Genomic DNA, 22693 nt, shown 5'->3' with positions numbered 1-22693 from the left:
CCCCCCCCCCCCCCCCCGCCCACCCCCCCCCCCCCCCCCCCCCCCCCCCCCCCCCCCCCCCCCCCGCCCCCCTCCCCCCCCCCCCCCCCCCCCCCCCCCCCCCCCCCCCCCCCCCCCCGGTACGGGTCGGGCCCTCGGGCTGTGAGTACCCAGGGTGGCGCCGGACCATGGCCGTCGGCGCGGATGGCGCCCGTCACACGAGCCACCGGGGCACCGGGGCACCGGGGCACCGGGCGGGATCAGCCCTTCGCGGAACGCCGGAGCAGCAGCCGGTGCGCGGCGGCGCCGAGCGCGCCCGCGATCAGGACACCGCCGGCGACCAGGGCGGGCACGGATCCGCTGAAGGCGCCGCCCTCGCCGGCCTGCACGCCGCCATGGGCCCCCGGGGGACGCTTGCCGTCGACGATCACCCGGAATGTGGTGCTCCACGCAGCGCCCTTGCCGCCGGGCCGCGCCGGGCAGGTGCCCTCGACTGCCCACGTCGAGCCGTGCTCTCCCCCGCCCGGACCGTCGCCGGCCGAGGAGGGGCGCTCGTCCGCGGCGTGTCCGCCGGCGGAGTACCCGTCGCCCGGGTGGCCGTCCGCGGGCTCCTTGGCCGCGGGCTCCTTGGCCGCGGGGTTATGGGCCGCGGGGTTCTGGGCCGCCGGGTCGTGCGCGGCCGGGTCCTGGCCCGCCGGGTCTTGCGCGGTCGGATCCTGGCCCGCCGGGTCCTGGGCCGCCGGGTCGTGCGCGGCCGGGTCCTGGCCCGCCGGGTCCTGGGCCGTGTGATCCCCGTCCGCGGGGTCCTGGTCGCGGGCGGTGCCGGACGCGGCCTCGCCCGCCGGTGCCTCGGGGCCCGCGGCCGCGGCCGTCTCCGGTACGTCCTCGTCCGCGACGCCCTCGTCCGCGGCGCTCTCGTCCGCGTCGCTCCCGTCCGGCGCGTCCCCGTCCGACGACGCGTTCCCGTCCGGAGATGCGTCCCCGTCCGGCGACGTGTCCGGGACGTCGGCGGCCGTCGGGGCATCCGTGTCGGCTCGGGCCGCCCGGCCGGCGACCGAGGGGGCCTTCTCGTCCGTGGAGCGCTGGCCGCCGAGGGCCCAGGACGTATCCTCGCCCGCCGCGTCCTTGCCCGTCGGGTCCTTCTCCGCCGGGTCCTTGCCGGCGGGGTCTTTGCCAGCCGGGTCGTTGCCACCCGGGTCGTTGCCGCCCTGGTCTTTGCCGCCCGGGTTGTTGCCGCCCGGGTTGTTGCCGCCCGGATCCTTCTCTGCCGGGTCTTTACCGGCCGGGTCCTTGCCACCCGGCTCCTTCTCCCCTGGTTCATGCTTCCCCGGTTCCTTTTCCCCCGGTTCAGGCTTCCCCGGCTCCTTCTCCCCCGGTTCAGGCTTCCCCGGCTCCTTCTCCCCCGGTTCAGGCTTCCCCGGCTCCTTCTCCCCCGGCTCCTTGCCCCCGGGGCCCTCGTGCGACGGGTCCTCCGCCGTCGCGTGCGGGTCCCGGTCCCGGAGTTCGTCGGCGGACGCGATGCGGGCGACACCGCGGTAGACGGGGCCGGACTTGCCGTCCCCGGTGCCGGGAACCCGGTGCAGTTGGACCCTCCGCTCGGCGAACGCCTGCGAGGTGGCGTCGAGGGTGGCGGGCGCGGGCCCTCCGATGGGGTCGCAGGAGACCGAGACGGTGACGCTGCCGCCCGGCGAGACGGTGCTCGGGCTGACCTGCGCCGTCGGATCGGCGAGGACGTTCGAGGCGGCGGCGCCCAGCGTGGCGCCGGTCAGCGCGGCGACGGACAGGACATGGGCGGTGCGGCGCATAGGGACGGGCTCCTTCGAGCGACGGCTGCGAGTGCGGGCACGTCGGTTTCCGTGCCCCGCAGCCATCACAGCCCGCCCGGCGGCCCGGCGCGCGCGGCCGGGCACCATTCGCGGGACGACAGGGGCCGTGCGGGTGACGGCCCGTGCCGTGCGGCTTACGCGGCCGCCTCGCGCATGATCTGCTCCCGCATCCGGTGGCAGCAGCGGCTGATCAGCCGCGACACGTGCATCTGGGAGATCCCCAGCTGCTCGGCGATGCTGCTCTGCGTCATGTCGCCGAAGAAACGCATGTAGAGGATGGCCCGCTCCCGCTCGGGCAGTGCGGCCAGCCGGGGCTTGACGGCCTCGCGGTCGATCACCGTGTCCAGCGCGGGATCGACCGAGCCGAGGGCGTCGCCGAGGGAGTAGCCGTCCTCCCCGCCGGGCAGTTCCGCGTCGAGGGAGAGCGCGGTGAAGCTGTCCAGCGCCTCCAGGCCGACCAGCACGTCCTCCTCGCTCATGCAGGCGCGCTCGGCGATCTCGGCGGTGGTGGGCGCCCGGCCCGGGAGGGTCTGCGACAGGTCCTGGGAGGCGGTGCGGACGCGGTTGCGCAGGTCCTGGACGCGGCGCGGCACGTGCAGGGTCCACATGTGGTCCCGGAAGTGCCGCTTGATCTCACCGGTGATGGTGGGCACGGCGTAGCTCTCGAAGGCGTTGCCGCGTTCGGGGTCGTAGCGGTCGACGGCCTTGACCAGGCCGAGGGCGGCGACCTGTCGAAGGTCCTCGTGGCTCTCGCCGCGGCTGCGGAACCGCCCCGCGAGCCGTTCGGCCATCGGCAGCCAGGCCTCGATGATCTGCTCACGCAGGGCGTCGCGCTGTGCGCCTTCGGGCAGTCCGCGCAGCCTGCGGAAGTCCTCGGCGGTGTCGGGGGCGTCGTCGTGCGGGTGGTGCTTCGCGCTCACTCGAGTGGGCATGTTGCGTAGCAACTCCCTGGTCAGTGCTCTGGGTCGGCCGGTCGCCGGGGAGCGCGGCCAGGACCGGGACAGGGCCCGTCCGGCCGGGCCGGCGGATCGCCGTTCCCACGGACGTGCCTCCTGTCCGAAGCACTTCCGGTTCCCCTGCCCAGGCCTCCGCCTCGCAAACACCCGCGCCGGTTTTCCGGGTGCCCGCGGGTTTTCCGCGTGCCCGCGGGGTGACTCGTGACGCGGGCGTACCGCGATGAACGCTGCCCGTAACCATGTCGAACCCGGGAGGTTCCCGCATGAGCACCAAGGTCTCCGACCACGTCCTGCAACGGCTGCGGGAGTGGGGTGTGGAGCACGTCTTCGGTTACCCCGGGGACGGCATCAACGGCCTGCTCGCGGCGTGGGGCCGGGCCGGGAACCAGCCCCGTTTCATCCAGTCCCGGCACGAGGAGATGTCCGCGTTCCAGGCCGTCGGCTACGCCAAGTTCAGCGGCCGTCTCGGCGTCTGCGCGGCCACCTCGGGGCCCGGCGCCATCCACCTGCTCAACGGCCTGTACGACGCCAAGCTGGACCACGTTCCGGTGCTCGCGATCGTCGGCCAGACGCACCGTACGGCGATGGGCGGCTCGTACCAGCAGGAGGTGGACCTGCACACCCTGTACAAGGACGTCGCCTCGGAGTTCGTGGAGACGGTGACGGTCCCCGAGCAGCTGCCGAACGTGCTGGACCGGGCGATCCGCACCGCGTACGCCCGGCGCTGCCCCACCGCGGTCATCATCCCCGGCGACGTGCAGGAGCTCGACTACTCGCCGCCCACGCACGAGTTCAAGATGGTGCCGTCCAGCCTGGGCCGCAGCGCCTGGACGGCGATCCCCGCGGAGGAACAGCTGCTGCGGGCGGCGGAGATCCTCAACTCCGGTGAGAAGGTGGCGATCCTGGTCGGCCAGGGCGCGGCCGGGGCGCGCGCCGAGGTGGAGCGGATCGCCGGCCTGCTGGGCGCGGGCGTGGCCAAGGCGCTGCTGGGCAAGGACGTCATCGGCGACGAACTCCCCTTCGTCACCGGCGCGATCGGGCTGCTGGGCACCCGCCCGTCGTACGAGCTGATGCGGGACTGCGACACCCTGCTGACCATCGGATCGTCCTTCCCCTACACGCAGTTCCTGCCGGAGTTCGGCAAGGCGCGCGGGGTGCAGATCGACATCGACCCGCACATGGTCGGCATGCGCTACCCCTACGAGGTGAACCTCGTCGGCGACGCGAAGGCGACCCTGGAGCGGCTCATCCCGCTGATCAACGGGGGCCGTTCGCGCGACTGGTACGACGGCGTGTGCGCGAACGTCGCCCGGTGGCGGGAGGTGATGGAGCGGCGGGCGAACCTCTCGGCCGACCCGATCAACCCGGAGTACGTGGCCCACGTCCTGGACGGGCTGCTGCCGGAGAACGCCATCGTCAGCTCCGACTCCGGTTCGACGGCCAACTGGTACGCGCGTCACCTCACGATGCGGCCCGGCATGCGCGGCTCGCTGTCCGGCACGCTCGCGACGATGGGCTGCGGGGTGCCGTACGCGATCGGCGCGAAGTTCGCCCACCCGGACCGGCCGGCGATCGCGCTGGTCGGGGACGGCGCGATGCAGATGAACGGCATGGCGGAGCTGATCACGGCGGCCAAGTACCGCGAGTTGTGGGACGATCCGCGGCTGGTGGTGGCCGTGTGGAACAACCACGACCTCAACCAGGTCACCTGGGAGATGCGGGCCATGGAGGGCTCCCCGTCCTTCCTGCCTTCGCAGGAGCTGCCGGACGTACGGTACGCGGCGTTCGCCCGCTCCCTGGGCCTGACCGGCATCCGGGTGGAGAAGCCCGAGGACGTCGAGGCGGGCTGGCGGGCCGGACTGGAGGCCGACGGCCCCGCGGTGATCGAGTTCCTCACCGACCCGGCGGTGCCGCCGATCCCGCCGCACGCGACCTGGGAGCAGATGGAGGCGACGGCCGCGTCGATCCTGAAGGGCGACGCGGACCGCGGCTCCATGGTGAAGCAGGGCTTCAAGGCGAAGGTGCAGGAGTTCCTGCCGGGCCGCGAGAAGAAGCAGGGAAAGAAGTGACTGCCCGCCCGGTGCCCGCCCCGTGCTGTCTCCCCCGCCGTGATGCCGGCCGGCACCCGACCGGGTGCCCGTCGCGGGAACCCGGTGTCGGCCTCCGGTGGGCGGGTACGCGGAGCTGACCCCCGAAGATGTGGAGGGAGTCATGCAGCGAGGCAGTGACCGGCTGAGCGTCCACCGCGACGACGAGATGAAGCACGAACTGCAGGGTCTGCTCAGGTCCGGGCGCCCCACACGGACCGAGGAGTGGCAGGACCCCGAGCCCACCGCCGACGACGACTTGGAGGTCGCGGGCGGCCCCGTGGCGCCGGGCGGCGCGACGGCCTCCCTGAGCGCCGTCCGCCTGGAGCTGGCCCGCCACCTGGGCCGGCAGGTGTTCCCCGCGGACGCGCACAAGCTCGCCCGCGCGCTGCGCCGGGTCTACGCGCCGGACACCGTGGTCGAGGCGGTGGAACGGCTGCCGCGCACCGCACGGTTCAGCACCGTCCAGCAGCTGGCCGAGGCCGTGGTCTCGAGCGGGCGCGAGGAGAACGCATAGGCACCCGGGCCGGGGGTACTGCGGGCGGCGTCATGCCGGAGTCGGCCGCGGCACTCCGACGGCCGGGAAACGGAGGAAAAGGCCAGATGGCGGATTTCGTGAGGGAGGTCATGCGGCCGGGCGCGGTGGCTGTCCGGCCCGACGCCTCACTCGTCGAGGCGGCGCAGCTGATGCGCACGCAGGGCATCGGTGACGTGCTGGTGGCCGACGGGCAGCGCGTGGTCGGTGTCCTCACCGACCGTGACATCACGGTGCGGGCGGTCGCCGACGGCGCCGACCCGCTGACGGTGAGCGCGCAGTCCGTGTGCACGCCGGACCCGGTGGTGGTCGGCCCGGACGATCCCGTGTCGGCGGCCGTCGCGCTGATGCGGGCGCACGCCGTGCGGCGGCTGCCGGTCGTCGAGGACGGGCTGCCGGTGGGCGTGATCAGCCTCGGCGACCTGGCCGAGGCCGAGGACCCCGGTTCGGCCCTCGCCGACATCAGCCGCGCCGACCCGGACGACGGGGTAACCGCCTGACGGGCCACCGGACCTGCCACGAAAGGAACCTGGTACATCATGCGCATCGCATTCCTGACCGCGCCCGAGGGCGTCGAGCAGATCGAGCTCACCGACCCTTGGCAGGCGGCGCACGACGCGGGCCACCGGCCCGTGCTCGTGTCGACGAGGTCCGGGAAGGTGCAGGCGTTCCACCATCTCGACAAGGCGGACACGTTCCCCGTGGACGAGGTGGTGGGTGAGACCTCGGCCGGCGCCTTCGGCGCCCTCGTGCTGCCGGGCGGCGTCGCCAACCCTGACTTCCTGCGCATGGACGGGAAGGCCGTGGCGTTCGTCCGGGACTTCTTCGACCAGGGCCGTCCGGTCGCGGCGATCTGTCACGCCCCCTGGACGCTGATCGAGGCGGACGTCGTACGCGGCCGGGTGCTGACGTCCTGGCCGAGTCTGCGGACGGACGTCCGCAACGCGGGCGGCACCTGGGTCGACGAGCAGGTCAAGATCTGCGACCACGGCCCCAACAAGCTGATCACCAGCCGCAAGCCGGACGATCTGAAGGCGTTCCGCGACGCGTTCCTGCAGGTGTTCTCGGAGGCGGAGGGCGCCGGCTGACGGGGGATGACGGACGGACGACAGCCCGGATCGCCGTCGGCCGCTGCCCGGCCGGCGGCGATCCGGGTGTCCGGGTCCGGATGCCCGGTTGTTCGGGTGTTCGGGTGTTCGGGTGTTCGGGTGTTCGGGTCAGGATGTGCCGGGTGTTCAGCCGCGGGGAGTCGCCGACTCCCCGCCTTTGCGTTCCCTGGCCCCTTCCCGTGTGCGGCCGGCCGCGACCGGACGCCGCGGGTTGCGGCGCAGGTACTCGCCCTCCAGCTGGGCCATGCGCTCGTTGTGGGTGCGCAGCGCGTCGTTCGAGCCGTACAGCAGGGTGTCGTGACGCGTGCGGTGGATCGTCTCCAGCTCCTTCATGAGCTGCTGGTCGTCCAGCCGACTGGGTTCGACTCCGGTCATGGTGGCCACCCGCTCGTCGTGTTCGTCCATGAGGCCCGGGTACCCGCCCGGTGAGCACTACCCGCGAGCGATATCCGGGAGGGAGCCATGGATCTCGCGTTTCTGCACCCACTGTACGAACATCCCGGGCCCTGGGCCTCCGTGTACGTCGACACCTCACGGCACACGGAGGACACCCCCCACGAACGGCGGCTGACGGCCGAGGCCCTGTCCCGGGAGCTGTCCGGACAGGGGGCGGACGATGCGACCTGCCGGGCGGTGCGGGAGGCGCTGGAGGAGTCCCGGCTCTCCCCCGACGAGCCGCCCGGACGGGCCCTGTTCGCGCGCGCGGGCGGGGTGGTCCTGGACCCGCCGCTGTCCCGGCCCCCGCGGCGCGACAGCGCCCACTGGGCGCCGCTGCCGCACACCGCGCCGCTGCTGGAGCTGGCCGGTGAGGACCCGGTGTGCGTGGTGGCCTACATAGACCGCAAGGGCGCCGACTTCGAGCTGCGCAGTTCGCTGCACCGGCGGGACGCCGGTTCGGTCTCCGGACGCCAGTGGCCGGTGCACCGTACGAGCTCGGTCGACTGGTCGGAGCGGCAGTTCCAGCTGAAGGTGGAGAACACCTGGGAGCACAATGCGGGCGAGATCGCCGACGCGCTCGCCGTCGCACAGGAGGAGACGCGGGCCGACCTGCTGATCCTGGTGGGCGACGACCGGGCGCGGCGGGCCGTGCGCGAACGGCTGCCCGGGCGCCTCGCGGATCTGGTCGTCGACGCCCCGCACGGCATCGGCAGCAGGCTGCTGGACGAGGACGTCGAGCAGGCGCGCGCCGAACACGTCCGGCAGCGGGCCGCACGTGAACTGGAGCGGTTCCGCGCCGCCCGCCGCCCGGACGCCGAAGGGCGCAGTACGGCGGTGGAGGGCGTGCCCGCGCTGGTCGAGGCCGCCCGGGAGCACCGCATCGACGAGCTGCTGGTCCTCCCCGACGGTCCGGACGCGCACCGCGAGGTGTGGATCGGCGAGGACCCGGACCAGCTGGCGGTGCGCCGTACGGAGCTGAGGATCCTCGGCGAGCAGCACTCCTGGTCCGCGCGTGCGGACGACGCGCTGATCCGGTCCGCGGTGGCCACCGGCGCCCCCGCGCTGTCGGTCACCCCGGCCGGTGAGGCGGCCCCGGAGGACGCCCCGGCGGGCGGCCTGGGCGCGCTGCTGCGCTGGTCGTAGCCCCGCAGACGGCGGCCGGCGGGCCACCGGGCCTCCTCGGCCCGCCGGCCGTCACCCGACCGCGCCACCTGGCCCGCGTCATCTCACCGGCGTCACCTGACCCGCGTCACCTCACGCGCGCGACCGCCGGCCCGGCCCGTCACCGCGCCCGCTCGACCCGCCGTTCGTCCCACACCGGCTCCGGGGTCTCCCGGACCCGGCCGTCGCTGCCGAAGACCAGGTAGCGGTCGAAGGAGCGGGCGAACCAGCGGTCGTGGGTGACCGAGAGGACCGTGCCCTCGAAGGCCTCCAGGCCCTCCTGGAGCGCTTCCGCGGACTCCAGGTCGAGGTTGTCGGTCGGCTCGTCGAGCAGCAGGGCGGTGACGCCCGTCAGCTCCAGCAGCAGGATCTGGAAGCGGGCCTGCTGGCCGCCGGAGAGCTTGTCGAAGGACTGCTCGGCCTGGGCGGTCAGTTCGTAGCGCCGCAGCCGCGACATGGCGGCGCCGCGGTCCTGCGAGTGCTCCTGCCACAGGATGTCCAGCAGCGGCCGGCCCCGCAGCTCGGGGTGGGCGTGGGTCTGCGCGAAGTGGCCGGGCACGACGCGCGCCCCGAGCTTCCAGCGGCCGGTGTGCGCCACGTCCTCGCCGGCCAGCAGCCGCAGGAAGTGCGACTTGCCGGAGCCGTTGGAGCCGAGGACGGCGACGCGTTCGCCGTAGAAGACCTCCAGGTCGAAGGGTTTCATCAGGCCGGTGAGTTCGAGCTGCTCGCAGGTGACGGCGCGGACGCCGGTGCGGCCGCCCTTCAGGCGCATGGTGATGTCCTGCTCGCGCGGCGGCTCCGGCGGCGGCCCGGCCTCCTCGAACTTGCGCAGGCGGGTCTGGGCCGCCGCGTATCGGGACGCCAGCTCGTGGCTGACGGTGGCTGCCTGACGCAGGCTCAGCACCAGCTTCTTCAGCTGGGCGTGCTTCTCGTCCCAGCGCCTGCGCAACTCCTCGAAACGGGCGAAGCGCTCGCGCCGGGCGTCGTGGTAGGTGGCGAAGCCGCCGCCGTGCACCCAGGCGTCGGCGCCCGCCGGGCCGGGTTCCACGGACACGATCTTCTGGGCGGCGCGGGCGAGGAGTTCGCGGTCGTGGGAGACGAACAGGACCGTCTTGCGGGTCTCCCCCAGCCGTTCCTCCAGCCAGCGTTTGCCGGGCACGTCGAGGTAGTTGTCGGGCTCGTCCAGCAGCAGCGCCTCGTCGGTGCCGCGCAGCAGCGCCTCCAGCACGAGCCGTTTCTGCTCGCCGCCGGAGAGGGTGCGCACCAGCCGCCACTGCGCCTTCTCGTACGGCACGCCGAGCGCGGCCGTGGTGCACATGTCCCACAGCGTCTCCGCCTCGTACCCGCGCGCCTCGGCCCAGTCGGCGAGGGCCTGCGCGTAGCGCATCTGGGCGGCCTCGTCGTCGACGGTCATGATGGCGTGCTCGGCCTCGTCGACGGCCCGCGCGGCGTCGCGGACGCGGGGCGGCGCGACCGACACGAGCAGGTCGCGCACGGTGGTCTCGTCCCGTACGGAGCCCACGAACTGGCGCATCACGCCGAGCCCGCCGCTGACGTTGACGCTCCCGCCGTGCGGCTTCAGCTCGCCGGAGATCAGCCGCAGCAGGGTCGTCTTGCCGGCGCCGTTCGGTCCGACGAGGGCGACGACGGCCCCCTCGCCCACCCGGAAGGACACGTCACCGAGCAGCGTCCTGCCGTCGGGGAGGTGGTACTCGAGGTGCGCGGCTTCCAGATGTCCCATGGGAGGGCATTGTGCGGCCGGTGCGCTCACCGGGGCAAACGCATATCCCGGCAGGCCCTCCTCCGGGCACATGCTTGCCACGTGCACGCATATCGGGGCACACGCCTACCCGGGCGCCCCATGTCCGGGCAGGGCTCGTCCGGGCCGGCGCCATCCAGGCAGGCGCCATCCAGGCAGGCGCCATCCAGGCAGGCGCTCATCCGGGCCGGCGCTCGTCCGGGCCGGCGCTCATCCGGCCTCGTCGACCGGCCGTCCCGCCGGGCCGCCCTCGCCGGCCGGAATCACCGTCGCGCCCGCCCATGTCAGCGCCGTCCAGCCGTCGGACGGGGAGCCCTCCAGGACCACGACACCCGTGTTGGCGAGGGGGCGGGCGGCTGCGAAGGGGACGTCGACGTTGCCGGCGCGGGCCGCGGTCCACACGCGGATCGCCGCGCCGTGGCTGACCATGGCCACCGTGGCGGCACCACTGCGGGCGGCCTCCGCGACGACGGCGTCGTACCGCGCGAGCGCCTCGGCTCCGGTCTCGCCGCCCGGCATCCGCAGCCGCGTGTCGCCGGCCGCCCAGGCGAACACCGTCTTCAGGTACAGCACCCCGTGCTCGGAGTCTCCGGGCAGCATCTCCAGGTCGCCGGCGGACAACTCCCGGATGCCGTCCCGGACGACGACGCCGAGGCCGCGCACGGCGGCCAACGGGGCGGCGGTGAGCTGGGTGCGGACCAGCGTGGAGGCGTACAGGACGTCGATGTCCTCACCGGCGAGCGCCGTCGGCAGCGCGGCGGCCTGCCGCTCGCCGAGCTCGGTCAGGCCGGGGCCCGGGGCGGCGGTGTCCAGCAACGCCCGGACGTTGGTGGGGGTCTGGCCGTGCCGGATGAGGAGCAGACGCATCCAGGGTCCTCCGCGTGTCGGTCACCGCCCGCCGTGCCCGGCAACGGCCACCTCAGCGTAACCGCACGGGACGGGCCCCGGCCGGTACCCGATCCTCACTGACGCACCGTCAGTCCATATGGCAAAACCCGGGTCTCATCATTCGGCATGCGCGCGTACCGTGACGGGTACCGGCCGCCGGGGTCCCGAAGCCCGGAGTGCCGTACGACGAGAGGGGATCAGCCATGCCGAAGCCGCAGGAGACCGCCGTCTACACGCACGGGCACCACGAGTCCGTGCTGCGCTCGCACACCTGGCGGACCGCCGCCAACTCCGCGGCCTACCTCCTCGGCTCGCTCAAGCCCCACATGAAGATCCTGGACATCGGCTGCGGCCCCGGCACCATCACCGCCGACCTGGCGGAACTGGTCCCGGACGGGCACGTCACCGGCGTCGACATGGCGCCGGCCGTGCTGGAACAGGCCCGCGCCACGGCCGCCGGGCGCGGCCTGGGCAACGTCGACTTCGCCGTCGCCGACGTCCACGCGCTGGACTACCCGGACGACACGTTCTGCGTCGTGCACGCCCACCAGGTGCTGCAGCACGTGGGCGATCCGGTGCGGGCGCTGCGGGAGATGCTGCGGGTGACCAGGCCGGGCGGCTACATCGCCGTCCGCGACTCCGACTACGCGGCCATGACCTGGTACCCGGCGTCCGCAGGGATGGACGACTGGCTGGACCTCTACCACCGGGTGGCCCGCGCCAACGGCGGCGAGCCGGACGCCGGGCGCCGGCTCAAGGCGTGGGCGCTGCGGGCGGGGCTGACCGACATCACCGCGACCTCCTCGACCTGGACGTTCTCCACCCCCGAGGAGCGGGCGTGGTGGAGCGGCCTGTGGGCGGACCGGACGGTGGCGTCGGCGTACGCCGAGCAGGCCGTCCGAGGCGGCCACGCGACCGAGGAGCAGCTGCGCGGCGCGGCGGACGCGTGGCGGGAATGGGGCGCCCGGGAGGACGGCTGGTTCTGCGTCCTGCACGGAGAAATCCTCTGCCGCAAGGACGGCTGAGACGCGGTATTCGGGAAACCCGGCCCGGCAGGAGGTTCATCATGGTTCCCATCCTGCTCGTACTGCTTCTGGTGCTGATCCTTTTCGGCGCGGGATTCGCGGTGAAGGCCCTGTGGTGGATAGCGATCGCCCTTCTCGTGGTGTGGCTGCTGGGATTCCTGATGCGCAGCACGACGGCGACCGGCGGCAGGGGGCGCTGGTATCGGTGGTGAGGTGATGACCGCGTTGTCCCGGTGGGATTCATTCCCGGGGAAGCAGCGGTCCCAGCGGCCCGAGGTCCAGGTTCAGGTCCTCGGGCCGCAGTCCATAGCGCTCGCGCAACTCGGTCATGCGGTCATCGAGGAGCATGAGCGTGAGCCCGATCCGCTCCTCCTGGTCCTCGCTGAGGTCGCCGGTGTCGAACCGGCGCAGGGCTTGGCGTTCCATGAGCTGCCGCAGCAGCTCCACGACGGTCAGGACGAGCTTGACGAGGTCGCGCTCTATGGTGTCGGGCTCCAGGTCCAGCCGGTTGCGGCGGGGGGCGGTCACGTCAACTCTCCCCAAGGCGAAGGAACTTGTTCGTTCACGGAGCTGATCAGCGCGTTCAGGTCGATGCGCACCAGGTCGACGTCCGCGATGCGCAGGGTGATGTCCCCCGCGATGACCACGCCGCCGGCCAGCAGCCGGTCGAGCAGGTCGACCAGCGCGACCTCACGGCGTTCGACGACGGTCACTGCTCCTCCCCGGCGAAGGAGTACGCCGCCCACGGCCCGGTGAGTTCCACCCTTATTCCGGCGTCGTCCATCATCTTCTCGTCCTTCGTCCGGTCCACCAGTTCCACGAATTGCTCGGAACTGCTGCGTGGCACCAGATACGCGGCATTGAGGACGTTGCGCCCGGAGACCCCGGAGAGTTTCGGATTCTGCGGGGCGTGCAGCCGGACATCCTCGGCGTGCGCGGAAAGCGTCGCGTGGAGGTGGCTGGCGAACTCCTCGCACTTCTGCCATGTCTGCTCGTTCGACTGCACCCGCATCCGCCGCTGCCGCAGGTAGTCCCGGCCCGACGCCGGTTTCCCGGCGGGCGCGGGCGCCTGCCGGGGGGCCTTGATCTCGGCGTACACCTTGACGCCCCACTCCACGCGGCCCTCCAGCCGTGCGAGGGTGCGCCGGAAGTCCTCCTCGCGCTCCTCGATCATCACGCGGACGCCGCTGTCGTCCCGGAAGACGGTGCCGAGCCTCAGCGGCAGCGGCGTGGTGACGACGGTGAGCGCGTCGATCACTCCCTGGTGGGCCCGGGCCACGGCGGTCAGCCAGTCCAGGTCCTCCAGATGCCTGTGGAGCGGTTCCTCGGCGAAGTCCCGCTCCGGCACGTGGCTCACCACGGCCACCAGGCCGTGGTGAGGCACCACTCTGGGCGGGTCGTCCGCCACGCCCGTCAACTGGGCCTGCAGGGGCGCGTCGAAGGGGCGGCAGACGGCGTAGACGTACCGCAGTCCGGTCACGGTGCCTCCTTCTTCTTCTCTTCCTCTCCCCGGCCTTCCTCGACTCCCCGGCCTTCCTCGACGGGCTCCCCGTACAGCTCCAGTCGAGCCAGCCGCTCACGCAACTCGGCGTTCTCTCGCGCGAGTTGCTTACGGCGGGCGCGGGAGGACAACTCGGGGTCGTCCTCCCACCAGTCGATGCCCATCTCCTTCGCCTTGTCGACGGAGGCGACGATCAACCGGAGCTTGATGGTGAGGAGTTCGATGTCGAGCAGGTTGATCCTGATGTCGCCGGCGATGACGATGCCCTTGTCGAGCACGCGCTCCAGGATGTCGGCCAGATTGGACCCGCCGCCTCCGGCGTAGGGTTCGGGCATCCGGCTGGACATGGTCATCGGCGGCTCCCACCGGCGGCGTGCTCGTACTCGGGCTCTTCTTCCTCTTCCTCCTCGTCGTACTCCTCAGGCCCCTCCTCCTCTTCTTCTTCCTCTTCTTCCTCCCCGCGGGGCTCCTCGCCCTCTTCCTCCTCGTCGTACTCTTCCGGCTCCTCCTCTTCCTCTTCTTCCTCTTCCTCCGCGGTGGGCTCCTCGCCCTCCTCGCCTTCCTCGTACTCGCCGTTCTCCTCCTCGCCCTCGTACGACTCCTCGCCCTCCTGCTGCTCCCGCTCCTCCTCGGCAAGGGCGTCCTCGTGGCTGCGGACGACCTCGGCGTCGCGGATCTCACCGCGCCAGCCGTCCTCCGCCTCGCCCTTGAGCGTGATGAAGCGGACGTAGTTCTTGAGGTCGAGCCGGGCCCGGCGGCCCTGGGCGCGCCAGATGTTGCCGGTCTTCTCGAAGAAGCCCGAGGGGTAGTACTCGATCACCAGCAGGACGCGGGTGAGGCTGTCGGCGAGCTGGTGGAAGGAGACGACGCCCTTCGTGGTGCCCTTGGCGCCCTCCGAGGTCCAGGCGATCCGGTCGTCCGGCACCTGCTCGGTGGTCGTCGCCTTCCAGCTGCGGTTGGACCACCAGACCTTCAGCTGCCAGTCGGAGTGCGTGTCGTCGTCGCGGCTCGCGCTCTTGACGCCCTTGGCGAAGGTGCTGAAGTCCTGGTACTGCGTCCACTGGTCGTAGGCGGTGCGCAGCGGCACGCCGACGTCGATGCTCTCGATGATGACGGTCGGCTTCTGGCCCGCGGCCTTCTTCTTGCCCTTGCCTTTGCCGCCCCCGAGGTTCTTCAGAGCGCCCATCACGTTGTCCTTGACATGGGAGGCCCCGAGTTCGAGTGCGGAGCGCAGCGGCCCCTTGCCCTCGGCGAGCTTGCGCCCGCCTTCGAGGGCGAGCTTGGCGAAGCCGGGGCTGTTGCCCTCTGCGATGTCGTTCAGCTTGCCGGTGGTCTCGCCCAGCTTGTGGCCGACTCCGGCGAGCAGGCGCTCGGCCTGCGCGGCCAGGTACTCCTGTACCTCGGCCTTGAGCCGGTCGGCGGCCTCGCTGTGGGCGACGCCGGTGAGCGGGTTGTCGGTGGCCTTGCCGGCCGCCTTGCCCGCCGTGCCTGAGAGAGTCTCGGTCATCGGTCACCGCCGCCCTTCCGCATCCGGCCCCGGGCGCCGCGCGCGGCACCCCTGGCCGCGGCCGTCTTCTTCCCCGCGGTCTTCTTGGCGGCTGCCGTCTTCTTGGCCGCCGTCTTCTTGGCCGGGGCTGTCTTCTTCGCCGCCGTCTTCTTCGCGGGCGCCTTCTTCACGGGCGCCCTCTTGGCGGCCTGCTTCGCCGGTGCCCGCTCAGCCTCCGCCTTCCTGCCGCGCGGCTCGGGCTCCTCCTCCGCCTCGGGCTCCTCGGCCTCGGGCTCCTCCTCCGCCTCGGGCTCCTCGGCCTCAGGCTCCTCCTCGGCCTCAGGCTCCTCCTCGGCCTCAGGTTCTTCCTCGGCCTCGGGTTCTTCCTCGCCCGTCGGTTCCTCGTCCTCGCCGCCCCGGCCGCCGCCCGGTACCACGCCCGCGAGCTGGTCGCGGACCCGCGAGGTACGGCCGTGCAGGCGGTCGGCGAGCGCGTCGATCTGCCGCTCCACCATCGCGCCCGAGGCCGCCTTGCCCATGCCCCGCAGGTCGGTGCGCAGTTGGTCCCCGATCTCCTTGAACTGCGGGTTCTTCAGCAGTTGCTGGGAGACCAGGTCCCCGACCGCCCGCGGGGTGAGATTCATCCGCTTGCCGGCCACGAGCGAGCCGATGGCGAGCGCCATCTTCAGTTTCTTCGTGCGTCCCAGGAGATATCCGGCCCCTACCGCGAGGCCCAGTCCTACTCGGTTCATCGTGCCGTCCCGTCGCCACTTCACACGCCGTTGCGCAGGCCGATCTCCAGCCTGTCGAGGAGTTCGTCCTCCATCCGGTCGAACTCCTCCTCGTCCATCTCGCCCGCTTCCAGCCGTGCCTCCAGCTGAGCGAGTTCAGCCCGGACCGTGGCCGGGTCGTAGTAGATGCGCTCCGCCTCGCTGAGCGCCTGTTTGATCGCCCACGCGCTGCCGCGCACCGGGGCGAACGGCAGCAGGAGGACCTCTGAGATCAGTCCCATGGGGACTCACTCCTCCTGGCTTTCCGTGCCGAGGGCGGCGGCCGCGGGCTTGCCGGGTCCCGGCTCCACGAAGCTGTACGGCGGCAGCGGGCCGTTGACGCGCAGCTCCAGGTGCGGCTGGCTGCTGCGGACCTCTTCCACCGCGGCGAGGAAGCCCTCGGCGGACCCCCGCTCCACCAGGAAGGAGATGTTGGCCAGCCAGCCGCTGGACTCCGGGCCCACGCTGATCGTGTCGGCCAGCGGCTCCAGGGCGCTGCGGACCGCTTCCGCGTCCTCGCCCTCGCGGGCCTTGACGGCGTCCGCGACCATCTCGCCGAGCCGCAACCGGTCCTCGTAACTGCCGCCGCCTGCCTGCCGGTTGGCCTCCGCCATGCCGCGGAGCTCCGCGTTCTCGGACATCACGCGGTGCAGCACGGCCTCTTCGTCGTGGACGGCCTTGACGTTGTACTCGTCCTTGCCGTCCAGCGCCCGCAGGCGCTCCTGGTAGTGCTCCGCGCGCTCGGCGAGCACGCTCGTGACCGTGTCGTCGTCCTGCGCGACGCTGCCGAACCGCATGGGCAGCACGCAGCCGCCGGCGCCCGCCTCGCTCAGCACGTTCTGGTGGGCGAGCAGCTCCTTGCGCTTGGGCCGCAGCCCTTCAGGGGCATCGCTGACGACGGCCACCAGCTCGCCCGCATGGAGGATGCGCACCGGCCGCGGCGGGTCGCCGACGCCGCCCATGCCGTCGGGCAGTGACGGGTGGGAAGCGGCCGTGATGCCGTAGACGTAGGTGCTCACTCCTCTTCCTCCCTCCGGCGCGCGGCCGTCGACTTGCGGCGCGGCCTGGACTCGCTCTGGCTCTCCTCACGGGCCTGCTTGAAGGCGCCGGATATGGTCTCCGCCGCTCCGGACAGGGCCCCCTTCGACTTGCCGCGGGCGCCCGACTCGGTGACCTGGCCGACGATGTCGGGCAGGCCGGGGCTCTTGCGCGGGCCCGCCTCCAGGTCGAGCCGGTTGCACGCCTCGGCGAAGCGCAGGTAGGTGTCGACACTCGCCACGACGACACGTACGTCGATCTTCAGGATCTCGATGCCGACCAGGGACACGCGCACGAACGCATCGATGACGAGCCCCCTGTCGAGGACGAGTTCCAGGACGTCGTAGAGGCCGCTGGAGCCGCCTCCGCCGCCGCTCTGCTGGGCCGGGACAACGGTCATGCCGACCGTGCCTCCTTCTCTGTGGACTGGTGAGTGATCGATTGCTTCCGGCGAGCGGCCTACCGGCCGCCCTGCCTGTCGGCCCGCCCGCGCTCGTAACGGCGAACGCGCCGGTAGCCGGTCAGCTGGCCGTCAGGGTCGAGTTCCACCTGGTAGCTCGCCATCAGACTCATCGTGTCGGGCACGCGGGCGAGTTCCATGACCTCGATCTCCAGGGACCAGCCGTCCTCCGTCTGGTCGAAGGACGAAACGCTCTCGGCGGCCATGCCCGTCAGCTCCGCGAGCTGGGCGCGCGCGTGGCGCAGCACCTCCATGGGGCCCGGCCGCTTCTTGGTCGTGCGGCTCTCCGCCTTCTTCGGGGAATCGGGTGAATCTTGTGACTCTGGTGTGTTCTTTGTGTTCGTCATGGCCACCTCTCACTCCGTGTGGCCGCCCAGCCGTCGGACAAACCTTCCTCGGCGTCCGGGTCCGGGAGGATCGGCGTCACCGGCGAGCAGCGCGGGTACGTGCATCAGCCACGTAGCGCGTCGAGCCTGCGGCGGGCCGGTCCGAGGGCGCGCACGGTGTAGGGGGCGACCGCGGTCTGGGCGTAGGCATTGCGTCCGATGTCGAGGTAGAGCCGGCCGCCGCGGTCCTTCTTGCGGGGCGCGGTGGTGAGACCGGTCCGGGTGCGCGGCGGCCAGGGTGCCGGCGACGTCGCGGGCGAAACCGCGGACCTCGTCGAACTCGACGCGGGAGACCTCAGCATGAACGGGCCGACGCGGCGGTGGTAGTCCACCAGATCGGACTTGGTGTACTCCTTCCCGTCGCCGCCGGGGAACAGCACCTTGTCCGGCCGGTGCACGCGGACCGTGCGGCGCCCCGCCCGCACGGGCCGCGTGTCGTCGTCGGCCCGCGTGTCGTCGCCGCTCACGGCACGACCGCCTCCCCCACCAGCAGCCGCCCGGCCGCGGCGATCGACTCGGCGTCGATGCCCGCGGCGTGCAGCTGCTCGTCCGGGGAGGCCGAGCCCGGCATCGTGCGGACGGCGAGCCGCACCAGCCGCGGCACGGGCCGTCCGTCGGTGAACGCGTCGAGGACGGCGTCCCCGAGGCCGCCCTCCTCGTGGTGGTCCTCCACGGTCATCAGGCAGCCGGTCTCCTCGGCGGCCCGGCGCAGGGTGAGCCGGTCGACGGGCTTGACCGAGTACAGGTCCACGACCCGGACCGGGACGCCATCGCGCTCCAGCGCGTCGGCGGCGGCCAGCGCCTCGTGCACGGTCACTCCGGCGGCGACGACGGTCAGCCGGTCCCGGTCGGAGGAGCGCAGCACCTTGCTGCCGCCGACCGGGAACTCCTCGTCGGGCCCGTAGATCACCGGGCTCTCGCCGCGTCCGGTGCGCAGGTAGCGGATGCCCTCGCGGCCGGCCATGGCGGCGACGAGTTTCGCGGTCTGGTTGGCGTCGCACGGGTACAGCACGGTCGAGCCGTGCACCGCCCGCATCATCGCCAGGTCCTCCAGCCCCATCTGGGAGGGGCCGTCCTGCCCGATCGCGACGCCCGCGTGCGAGCCGACGAGGTTGACACCGGCGCCGCTGATCGACGCCATGCGCACGAAGTCGTGGGCCCGCGTCAGGAAGGCGGCGAAGGTGGCGGCGTACGGCACCCAGCCGCGGGTGGCGAGGCCCACCGCGGTCGCGACCATCTGCTGTTCGGCGATGTAGCACTCGAAGTAGCGGTCCGGATGTGCCTTGGCGAACAGCTCGGCGCGGGTGGAGTCGCCGACCTCCCCGTCGAGGGCTACGACGTCGCCGCGCGCGGTGCCGAGCGCGGCCAGCGCCTCGCCGAAGGCATTGCGGGTGGCGACCTTCTCGCCCTTGTCCCAGCGGGGCAGGTCGGGCCGGGCGGCGGTGACGTCGTGCGCCCTGCCGTCCGCGGCCGGCGCGTGGACCCGTACCCGGACCTCGCCCGGTCCGCCGAGCTCGGCCACCGCCTCGTCGGCGTCCGGCAGCGGCTTGCCGTGCAGGCCCTCGCGGTCCTCGACGGCGGCCACGCCCTTGCCCTTCAGCGTGCGGGCGATGATGGCGGTGGGCTGGCCGGTGGTGGACCTGGCCTCGCCGTAGGCGCGGTCGATCGCGTCGACGTCGTGGCCGTCCAGCTCGACGGTGTGCCAGCCGAACGCCTGGAAGCGGCGGGCGTAGGCGTCGAGGTGGTGGCCGTGGCGGGTCGGGCCGCGCTGGCCGAGCCGGTTGACGTCGACGATCGCGGTGAGGTTGTCCAGGTGCTCGTACGCCGCGTGCTCGGCGGCCTCCCAGATCGAGCCCTCGGCCAGCTCGCTGTCCCCGCACAGCACCCACACGCGGTAGTCGCGGTGGTCCAGCCGCTTGCCGGCCAGCGCGATGCCGACGCCGACCGGCAGGCCCTGGCCGAGCGAACCGGTGGCCGTCTCGACCCACGGCAGTCTGCGCGGCGTCGGATGCCCTTCGAGGCGGCTGCCGAGCTTGCGGAAGCCGAGCAGTTCGCCGTCGTCGATGGCGCCGGCCGCCTTGTAGGCGGCGTACAGCAGCGGCGAGGCGTGCCCCTTGGACAGGACGAAGCGGTCGTTGCCGGGGTGGGCGGGGCGGTCGAAGTCGTAGTGGAGGTGGTTGGCGATCAGGACGGCCATCAGGTCCGCGGCCGACATCGAGGACGTCGGGTGCCCGGATCCCGCGGCGGCCGACGCCCGTACGCTGTCCACGCGCAACTGGCGTGCCAGCTCCTCGAGTTCGGCGGTGTTCATACGTCTCCTTCTGCTGCGTCAGTCGGACCGCTGGACGGGACCGGGAGGCTCGGAGTGCGGCCCACCGGGCTGATTCCTGGCGGGCTCACCGCCGGGCCGGCTCCGGGCCGGTTCACCGCCGGGCTGGTTCCTGGCCGGCTGGGCGCCGGGCCGGCTGCCGGCGGGCACGTCGCCCGGCCTGCCGCCGCCCGACCCGCCGTCGCCCGGCCTGCCCTCGCCCGGCCTGCCGTCGGGCGACGCGCCGCTCGGCCGGGTCCCGGCGGAGGACCGGTGGGACGACTCCGAGCCCGCCTCGGCCGGCGCACCCCCGGGCCTGTCGGCCGGCGCACCCCCGGGCGTGCCAGCCGGCAGGCCGTCCGGCGGCTTGGCCCGCTCCTCCCGGCTGCCCGGCGTCCGGGCCAGTTCCGGCGACGCCGTGTCCAGCGGGACCGACCAGGAGCGCACGAGCCCCAACTGCACTGCCTGGCGCGGCAGTACGGCGTCCAGCAGCCAGTCGGCCGCGACCCGCACCCGGTTGCCCGGCATCGCGGCCAGGTGGTAGCCGCGGGTGACCGCCCCGGCGACCGGGCCGGAGAGCGCGACGCCGAACGGGTTGGCGGCCGCCTGCACCCCGCCGAGGTCCACGACGAAGCCCAGGTCGCGGTGGCGGTAGGGGCGGCGGTCGCCGATGCCGAGCGACGCGGCCACGTTGCGGCCCGCGACCTTGCCCTGCCGCCAGGCGTGCTGGGCCGTCATCGGCGTGTACGCGCCGGGCTGCTCCAGGTCCGGCACGGCGGCCGCGTCGCCGCACGCGAACAGGTGCGGGTGGCTCGGCACTTGGAGGTGCGGGTCGACGAGCAGCCGGCCGTGTTCCATGGGCAGCCCGAGGGACTCGGCGAGCGGATCGGGCCGTACGCCCACGCACCACACGAGGGTGCGGGAGGCGACGAACTCCCCGTCCGTCAGCAGGACTCCGTCGGGCGTGGCCTCCTTCACGGAGGTACCCATCCGCACGTCGACACCGCGCCCGCGCAGCACCCGGTCGGCGGTCCGCGACAGCCGCTCGTCCAGTTCGGGCAGCACCCGCGGCGCGATGTCGAGCAGCATCCAGCGCGGCCGCATGCCCTGCCGCAGCGGGTGCTTGCGCACCTGCGCGTCGGTGAACAGCTGCCCCTGCGCGGCGACTTCGGTGCCGGTGTAGCCGGCGCCGACCACGACGAAGGTGCAGCGGGCGGAACAGGTCTCCGGATCCTTCGCGGCGGCCGCCAGTTCCACCTGCCGGGTCACGTGGTCGCGCAGGTACAGCGCCTCGGGCAGGCCCCGGAAGCCGTGCGCGTGCTCGGCGACGCCGGGGATGGGCAGCAGCTTGTTGACGCTGCCCGCGGCGAGTACCAGCCGGTCGTAGGACAGGGTGCCGACGTCGCCCTCGGGGCCGGTGTAGTGGACGGTGTGCGCGTCCAGGTCGATCGCGTCGGCCTCCCCGAGCACCAGTTGTACGTGCGGCAGCGTGCCGGAGAGGGAGACGGTCACCCGGCGGGGTTCCAGGATCCCGGCGGCGACCTGGGGCAGCAGGGGCAGGTAGAGGAAGTAGTCGGTCGGGTTCAGCAGGGTGACGTCGGCCTTGTGCCGGACCAGCCGGGACAGGGTGCGGGCCGTCCGGTACCCGGCGAACCCGGCACCGACGATCACGATGCGGGGTCGACTCACGGTTCGCCTCCGGCGCTGTCGGGTGCGTCGTACGAGAGCCTTCCGCGTCCCCCTGGTCGGACCGGCCAAACGTCCGCCGGTTGCCGCCGGGGCCACCCGGGTACCCGGGTGGGCGACCTGACCGCCGCTTTCGCGGAGCTGCGTTGGAGGTACCCCATGCCCGAGTACGGCTATTTCCTGTCGTGCGAGGAGTTCGCTCCCGCGGACCTCGTCGAGCAGGCGCGGATGGCCGAGCAGGCCGGATTCCAGTCGCTGTGGATCTCCGACCACTATCACCCGTGGAACGACGCGCTGGGTCAGAGCCCGTTCGTGTGGTCGGTGATCGGCGCGCTCTCGGAAGCGGTGTCGCTGCCCGTCGAGACGGCCGTGACCTGCCCGACCGTACGGGTCCACCCGGCGGTCGTGGCGCAGGCGGCGGCGACCTCGGCGGTGATGACGAACGGCCGCTTCCGGCTGGGTGTCGGCACCGGCGAGGCCCTCAACGAGCACATCCTGGGCCATGTCTGGCCGCCCGCGCACGTGCGCCTGGAGATGCTGGAGGAAGCCGTACAGATCATGCGCCGGCTGTTCACCGGCGAGGAGGTCAATCACCGCGGCACCCACTACACGGTGGAGAACGCGCGTCTCTACACCCTGCCGGAGGAGCCGGTCGCGATCGACGTCTCCGGGTTCGGCCCGGCGGCGACGAGCCTGGCCGGACGGGTGGGCGACGGCTTCGTCACGATGATGCCGGACGCCTCGATGGTGGAGCAGTTCCGCAAGGGCGGCGGGGGCGGCAAGCCGGTCATGGGCGGCACGAAGGTCTGCTACGGCGCCGACCGGGACGAGGCGGTGCGCACCGTGCGCGGGCTGTGGGCCAACCAGTTCCTGCCGGGCGAGATGAGCCAGATCCTGCCCGAACCGAGCCACTTCGAGCAGCTTCAGCCGCTGGTCACCGAGGAGATGGTGAGCGAGAAGGCGGTGTGCGGGGACGACGTCGACGAGCACGTCGCCGCGTTGTCCGCGTTCGCCGAGGCCGGCTTCGACCGGATCTACGTCAACCAGATCGGCCCCGACCAGCGCGGTTTCTTCGACTTCTACCGGACGAAGGTGCTGCCGCAGCTGAAGGAGTGACGGTGTGCGGCCGAGGGAGTGACACCGGAGGGGGGGGGGGGGGGGGGGGGGGGGGGGGGGGGGGGGGGGGGGGGGGGGGGGGGGGGGGGGGGGGGGGGGTGGGGGGGTGGGGGGGGGGGGGGGGGGGGTGGGGGGGGGGGGGGGGGGGGGGGGGGGGGGGGGGGGGGCGCCGGCTTTCC

General features: G+C 72.9%; 25 protein-coding genes and 1 pseudogene. 8 read left to right on the top strand and 18 right to left on the bottom strand.

Going from position 1 to position 22693, the window contains the following annotated elements; translation table 11 throughout:
• Positions 1–239 precede the first annotated feature (239 nt).
• Both ACZ5GT_RS39630 and ACZ5GT_RS39625 read right to left on the bottom strand, forming a co-directional pair.
• A complete protein-coding gene (locus tag ACZ5GT_RS39630) occupies positions 240–1784 on the bottom strand; it encodes a hypothetical protein (RefSeq protein WP_469036479.1) in 1545 nt (514 codons plus the stop codon).
• A 155-nt stretch (positions 1785–1939) separates the two neighbouring features.
• Entirely contained in the window at positions 1940–2737 is a 798-nt protein-coding gene (locus ACZ5GT_RS39625; protein WP_469036476.1) for an RNA polymerase sigma factor SigF, read from the bottom strand.
• A gap of 287 nt (positions 2738–3024) precedes the next feature.
• On the opposite strand from ACZ5GT_RS39625, the gene ACZ5GT_RS39620 reads away from it, so the two are divergent.
• From ACZ5GT_RS39620 to ACZ5GT_RS39605, 4 genes are all read left to right on the top strand, one after another.
• Complete coding sequence (locus ACZ5GT_RS39620; protein ID WP_469036475.1) at positions 3025–4830, top strand: thiamine pyrophosphate-requiring protein; 1806 nt, start codon at positions 3025–3027, stop codon at positions 4828–4830.
• Positions 4831–4972: 142 nt separating this feature from the next.
• Positions 4973–5365: a DUF2795 domain-containing protein gene (locus ACZ5GT_RS39615; protein ID WP_469036473.1), complete on the top strand. Its 393-nt coding sequence runs from the start codon at positions 4973–4975 to the stop codon at positions 5363–5365.
• A gap of 86 nt (positions 5366–5451) precedes the next feature.
• Positions 5452–5883 (top strand): CBS domain-containing protein, encoded by a 432-nt coding sequence (locus ACZ5GT_RS39610; RefSeq protein WP_469036471.1) that lies wholly within the window; start codon positions 5452–5454, stop codon positions 5881–5883.
• A 39-nt stretch (positions 5884–5922) separates the two neighbouring features.
• Positions 5923–6471 (top strand): type 1 glutamine amidotransferase domain-containing protein, encoded by a 549-nt coding sequence (locus ACZ5GT_RS39605; protein ID WP_469036468.1) that lies wholly within the window; start codon positions 5923–5925, stop codon positions 6469–6471.
• Between the two features lie 147 nt (positions 6472–6618).
• On the opposite strand, the gene ACZ5GT_RS39600 is transcribed toward ACZ5GT_RS39605, so the two are convergent.
• On the bottom strand, positions 6619–6897 hold the full coding sequence (locus tag ACZ5GT_RS39600; RefSeq protein WP_469036464.1) for a DUF6158 family protein: 279 nt from the start codon (positions 6895–6897) through the stop codon (positions 6619–6621).
• 57 nt (positions 6898–6954) lie between these two features.
• On the opposite strand from ACZ5GT_RS39600, the gene ACZ5GT_RS39595 reads away from it, so the two are divergent.
• Positions 6955–8073 carry a baeRF2 domain-containing protein gene (locus ACZ5GT_RS39595; protein WP_469036461.1) on the top strand — a complete coding sequence of 373 codons (1119 nt, stop codon included), beginning with the start codon at positions 6955–6957 and terminating at the stop codon, positions 8071–8073.
• A 139-nt stretch (positions 8074–8212) separates the two neighbouring features.
• Here the strand turns inward: ACZ5GT_RS39595 and ACZ5GT_RS39590 are convergent, their stop codons facing one another.
• Positions 8213–9832 carry an ABC-F family ATP-binding cassette domain-containing protein gene (locus tag ACZ5GT_RS39590; protein WP_469036459.1) on the bottom strand — a complete coding sequence of 540 codons (1620 nt, stop codon included), beginning with the start codon at positions 9830–9832 and terminating at the stop codon, positions 8213–8215.
• Positions 9833–10060: 228 nt separating this feature from the next.
• Positions 10061–10717: a histidine phosphatase family protein gene (locus ACZ5GT_RS39585; protein ID WP_469036458.1), complete on the bottom strand. Its 657-nt coding sequence runs from the start codon at positions 10715–10717 to the stop codon at positions 10061–10063.
• A 224-nt stretch (positions 10718–10941) separates the two neighbouring features.
• Here ACZ5GT_RS39585 and ACZ5GT_RS39580 point away from each other — a divergent pair, with 224 nt between their 5' ends.
• Positions 10942–11763: a class I SAM-dependent methyltransferase gene (locus ACZ5GT_RS39580; RefSeq protein ID WP_469036456.1), complete on the top strand. Its 822-nt coding sequence runs from the start codon at positions 10942–10944 to the stop codon at positions 11761–11763.
• Positions 11764–11804: 41 nt separating this feature from the next.
• A complete protein-coding gene (locus ACZ5GT_RS39575) occupies positions 11805–11975 on the top strand; it encodes a hydrophobic protein (RefSeq protein ID WP_469036454.1) in 171 nt (56 codons plus the stop codon).
• Positions 11976–12003: 28 nt separating this feature from the next.
• Here ACZ5GT_RS39575 and ACZ5GT_RS39570 read toward each other — a convergent pair whose 3' ends face one another.
• The 13 genes and pseudogenes from ACZ5GT_RS39570 to ACZ5GT_RS39510 form a co-directional block, all read right to left on the bottom strand.
• Positions 12004–12291, bottom strand: a complete 288-nt coding sequence (locus tag ACZ5GT_RS39570; protein WP_469036452.1) for a gas vesicle protein K — start codon at positions 12289–12291, stop codon at positions 12004–12006.
• A complete protein-coding gene (locus tag ACZ5GT_RS39565) occupies positions 12288–12476 on the bottom strand; it encodes a gas vesicle protein (RefSeq protein WP_469036449.1) in 189 nt (62 codons plus the stop codon). The genes ACZ5GT_RS39570 and ACZ5GT_RS39565 overlap by 4 nt, the downstream gene beginning before the upstream one ends.
• A complete protein-coding gene (locus tag ACZ5GT_RS39560) occupies positions 12473–13243 on the bottom strand; it encodes a GvpL/GvpF family gas vesicle protein (RefSeq protein ID WP_469036447.1) in 771 nt (256 codons plus the stop codon). Before ACZ5GT_RS39560 ends, ACZ5GT_RS39565 begins: the two co-directional genes overlap by 4 nt.
• Positions 13240–13617 (bottom strand): gas vesicle protein, encoded by a 378-nt coding sequence (locus ACZ5GT_RS39555; RefSeq protein ID WP_469036444.1) that lies wholly within the window; start codon positions 13615–13617, stop codon positions 13240–13242. The genes ACZ5GT_RS39560 and ACZ5GT_RS39555 overlap by 4 nt, the downstream gene beginning before the upstream one ends.
• Positions 13614–14771, bottom strand: coding sequence for an SRPBCC family protein (locus tag ACZ5GT_RS39550; protein ID WP_469036441.1), 1158 nt, complete (start codon positions 14769–14771; stop codon positions 13614–13616). The genes ACZ5GT_RS39555 and ACZ5GT_RS39550 overlap by 4 nt, the downstream gene beginning before the upstream one ends.
• A complete protein-coding gene (locus ACZ5GT_RS39545) occupies positions 14768–15502 on the bottom strand; it encodes a DNA primase (RefSeq protein ID WP_469036438.1) in 735 nt (244 codons plus the stop codon). The genes ACZ5GT_RS39550 and ACZ5GT_RS39545 overlap by 4 nt, the downstream gene beginning before the upstream one ends.
• 20 nt (positions 15503–15522) lie before the next feature.
• Complete coding sequence (locus ACZ5GT_RS39540; RefSeq protein WP_469036437.1) at positions 15523–15762, bottom strand: gas vesicle protein GvpG; 240 nt, start codon at positions 15760–15762, stop codon at positions 15523–15525.
• Positions 15763–15768: 6 nt separating this feature from the next.
• Complete coding sequence (locus ACZ5GT_RS39535) at positions 15769–16539, bottom strand: GvpL/GvpF family gas vesicle protein (RefSeq protein WP_469036435.1); 771 nt, start codon at positions 16537–16539, stop codon at positions 15769–15771.
• Positions 16536–16958, bottom strand: coding sequence for a gas vesicle structural protein GvpA (locus ACZ5GT_RS39530; protein WP_360755287.1), 423 nt, complete (start codon positions 16956–16958; stop codon positions 16536–16538). Before ACZ5GT_RS39530 ends, ACZ5GT_RS39535 begins: the two co-directional genes overlap by 4 nt.
• Before the next feature lie 59 nt (positions 16959–17017).
• Positions 17018–17365, bottom strand: coding sequence for a gas vesicle protein GvpO (locus tag ACZ5GT_RS39525; protein WP_469036432.1), 348 nt, complete (start codon positions 17363–17365; stop codon positions 17018–17020).
• A gap of 108 nt (positions 17366–17473) precedes the next feature.
• Positions 17474–17829, bottom strand: a pseudogene (gene ligD, locus ACZ5GT_RS39520) (non-homologous end-joining DNA ligase LigD); the annotation flags it as partial.
• Positions 17830–17867: 38 nt separating this feature from the next.
• A complete protein-coding gene (locus tag ACZ5GT_RS39515; RefSeq protein WP_469036430.1) occupies positions 17868–19715 on the bottom strand; it encodes a transketolase in 1848 nt (615 codons plus the stop codon).
• 18 nt (positions 19716–19733) lie between these two features.
• Complete coding sequence (locus tag ACZ5GT_RS39510) at positions 19734–21401, bottom strand: NAD(P)/FAD-dependent oxidoreductase (protein ID WP_469036428.1); 1668 nt, start codon at positions 21399–21401, stop codon at positions 19734–19736.
• 156 nt (positions 21402–21557) lie between these two features.
• Here ACZ5GT_RS39510 and ACZ5GT_RS39505 point away from each other — a divergent pair, with 156 nt between their 5' ends.
• Positions 21558–22514 carry an LLM class F420-dependent oxidoreductase gene (locus tag ACZ5GT_RS39505; protein WP_469036425.1) on the top strand — a complete coding sequence of 319 codons (957 nt, stop codon included), beginning with the start codon at positions 21558–21560 and terminating at the stop codon, positions 22512–22514.
• The last annotated feature ends 179 nt before the right edge of the window (positions 22515–22693 follow it).

It is taken from the genome of Streptomyces sp. NPDC031340, assembly GCF_055569945.1.
This window is presented reverse-complemented; position numbering and strand designations above follow the sequence as displayed.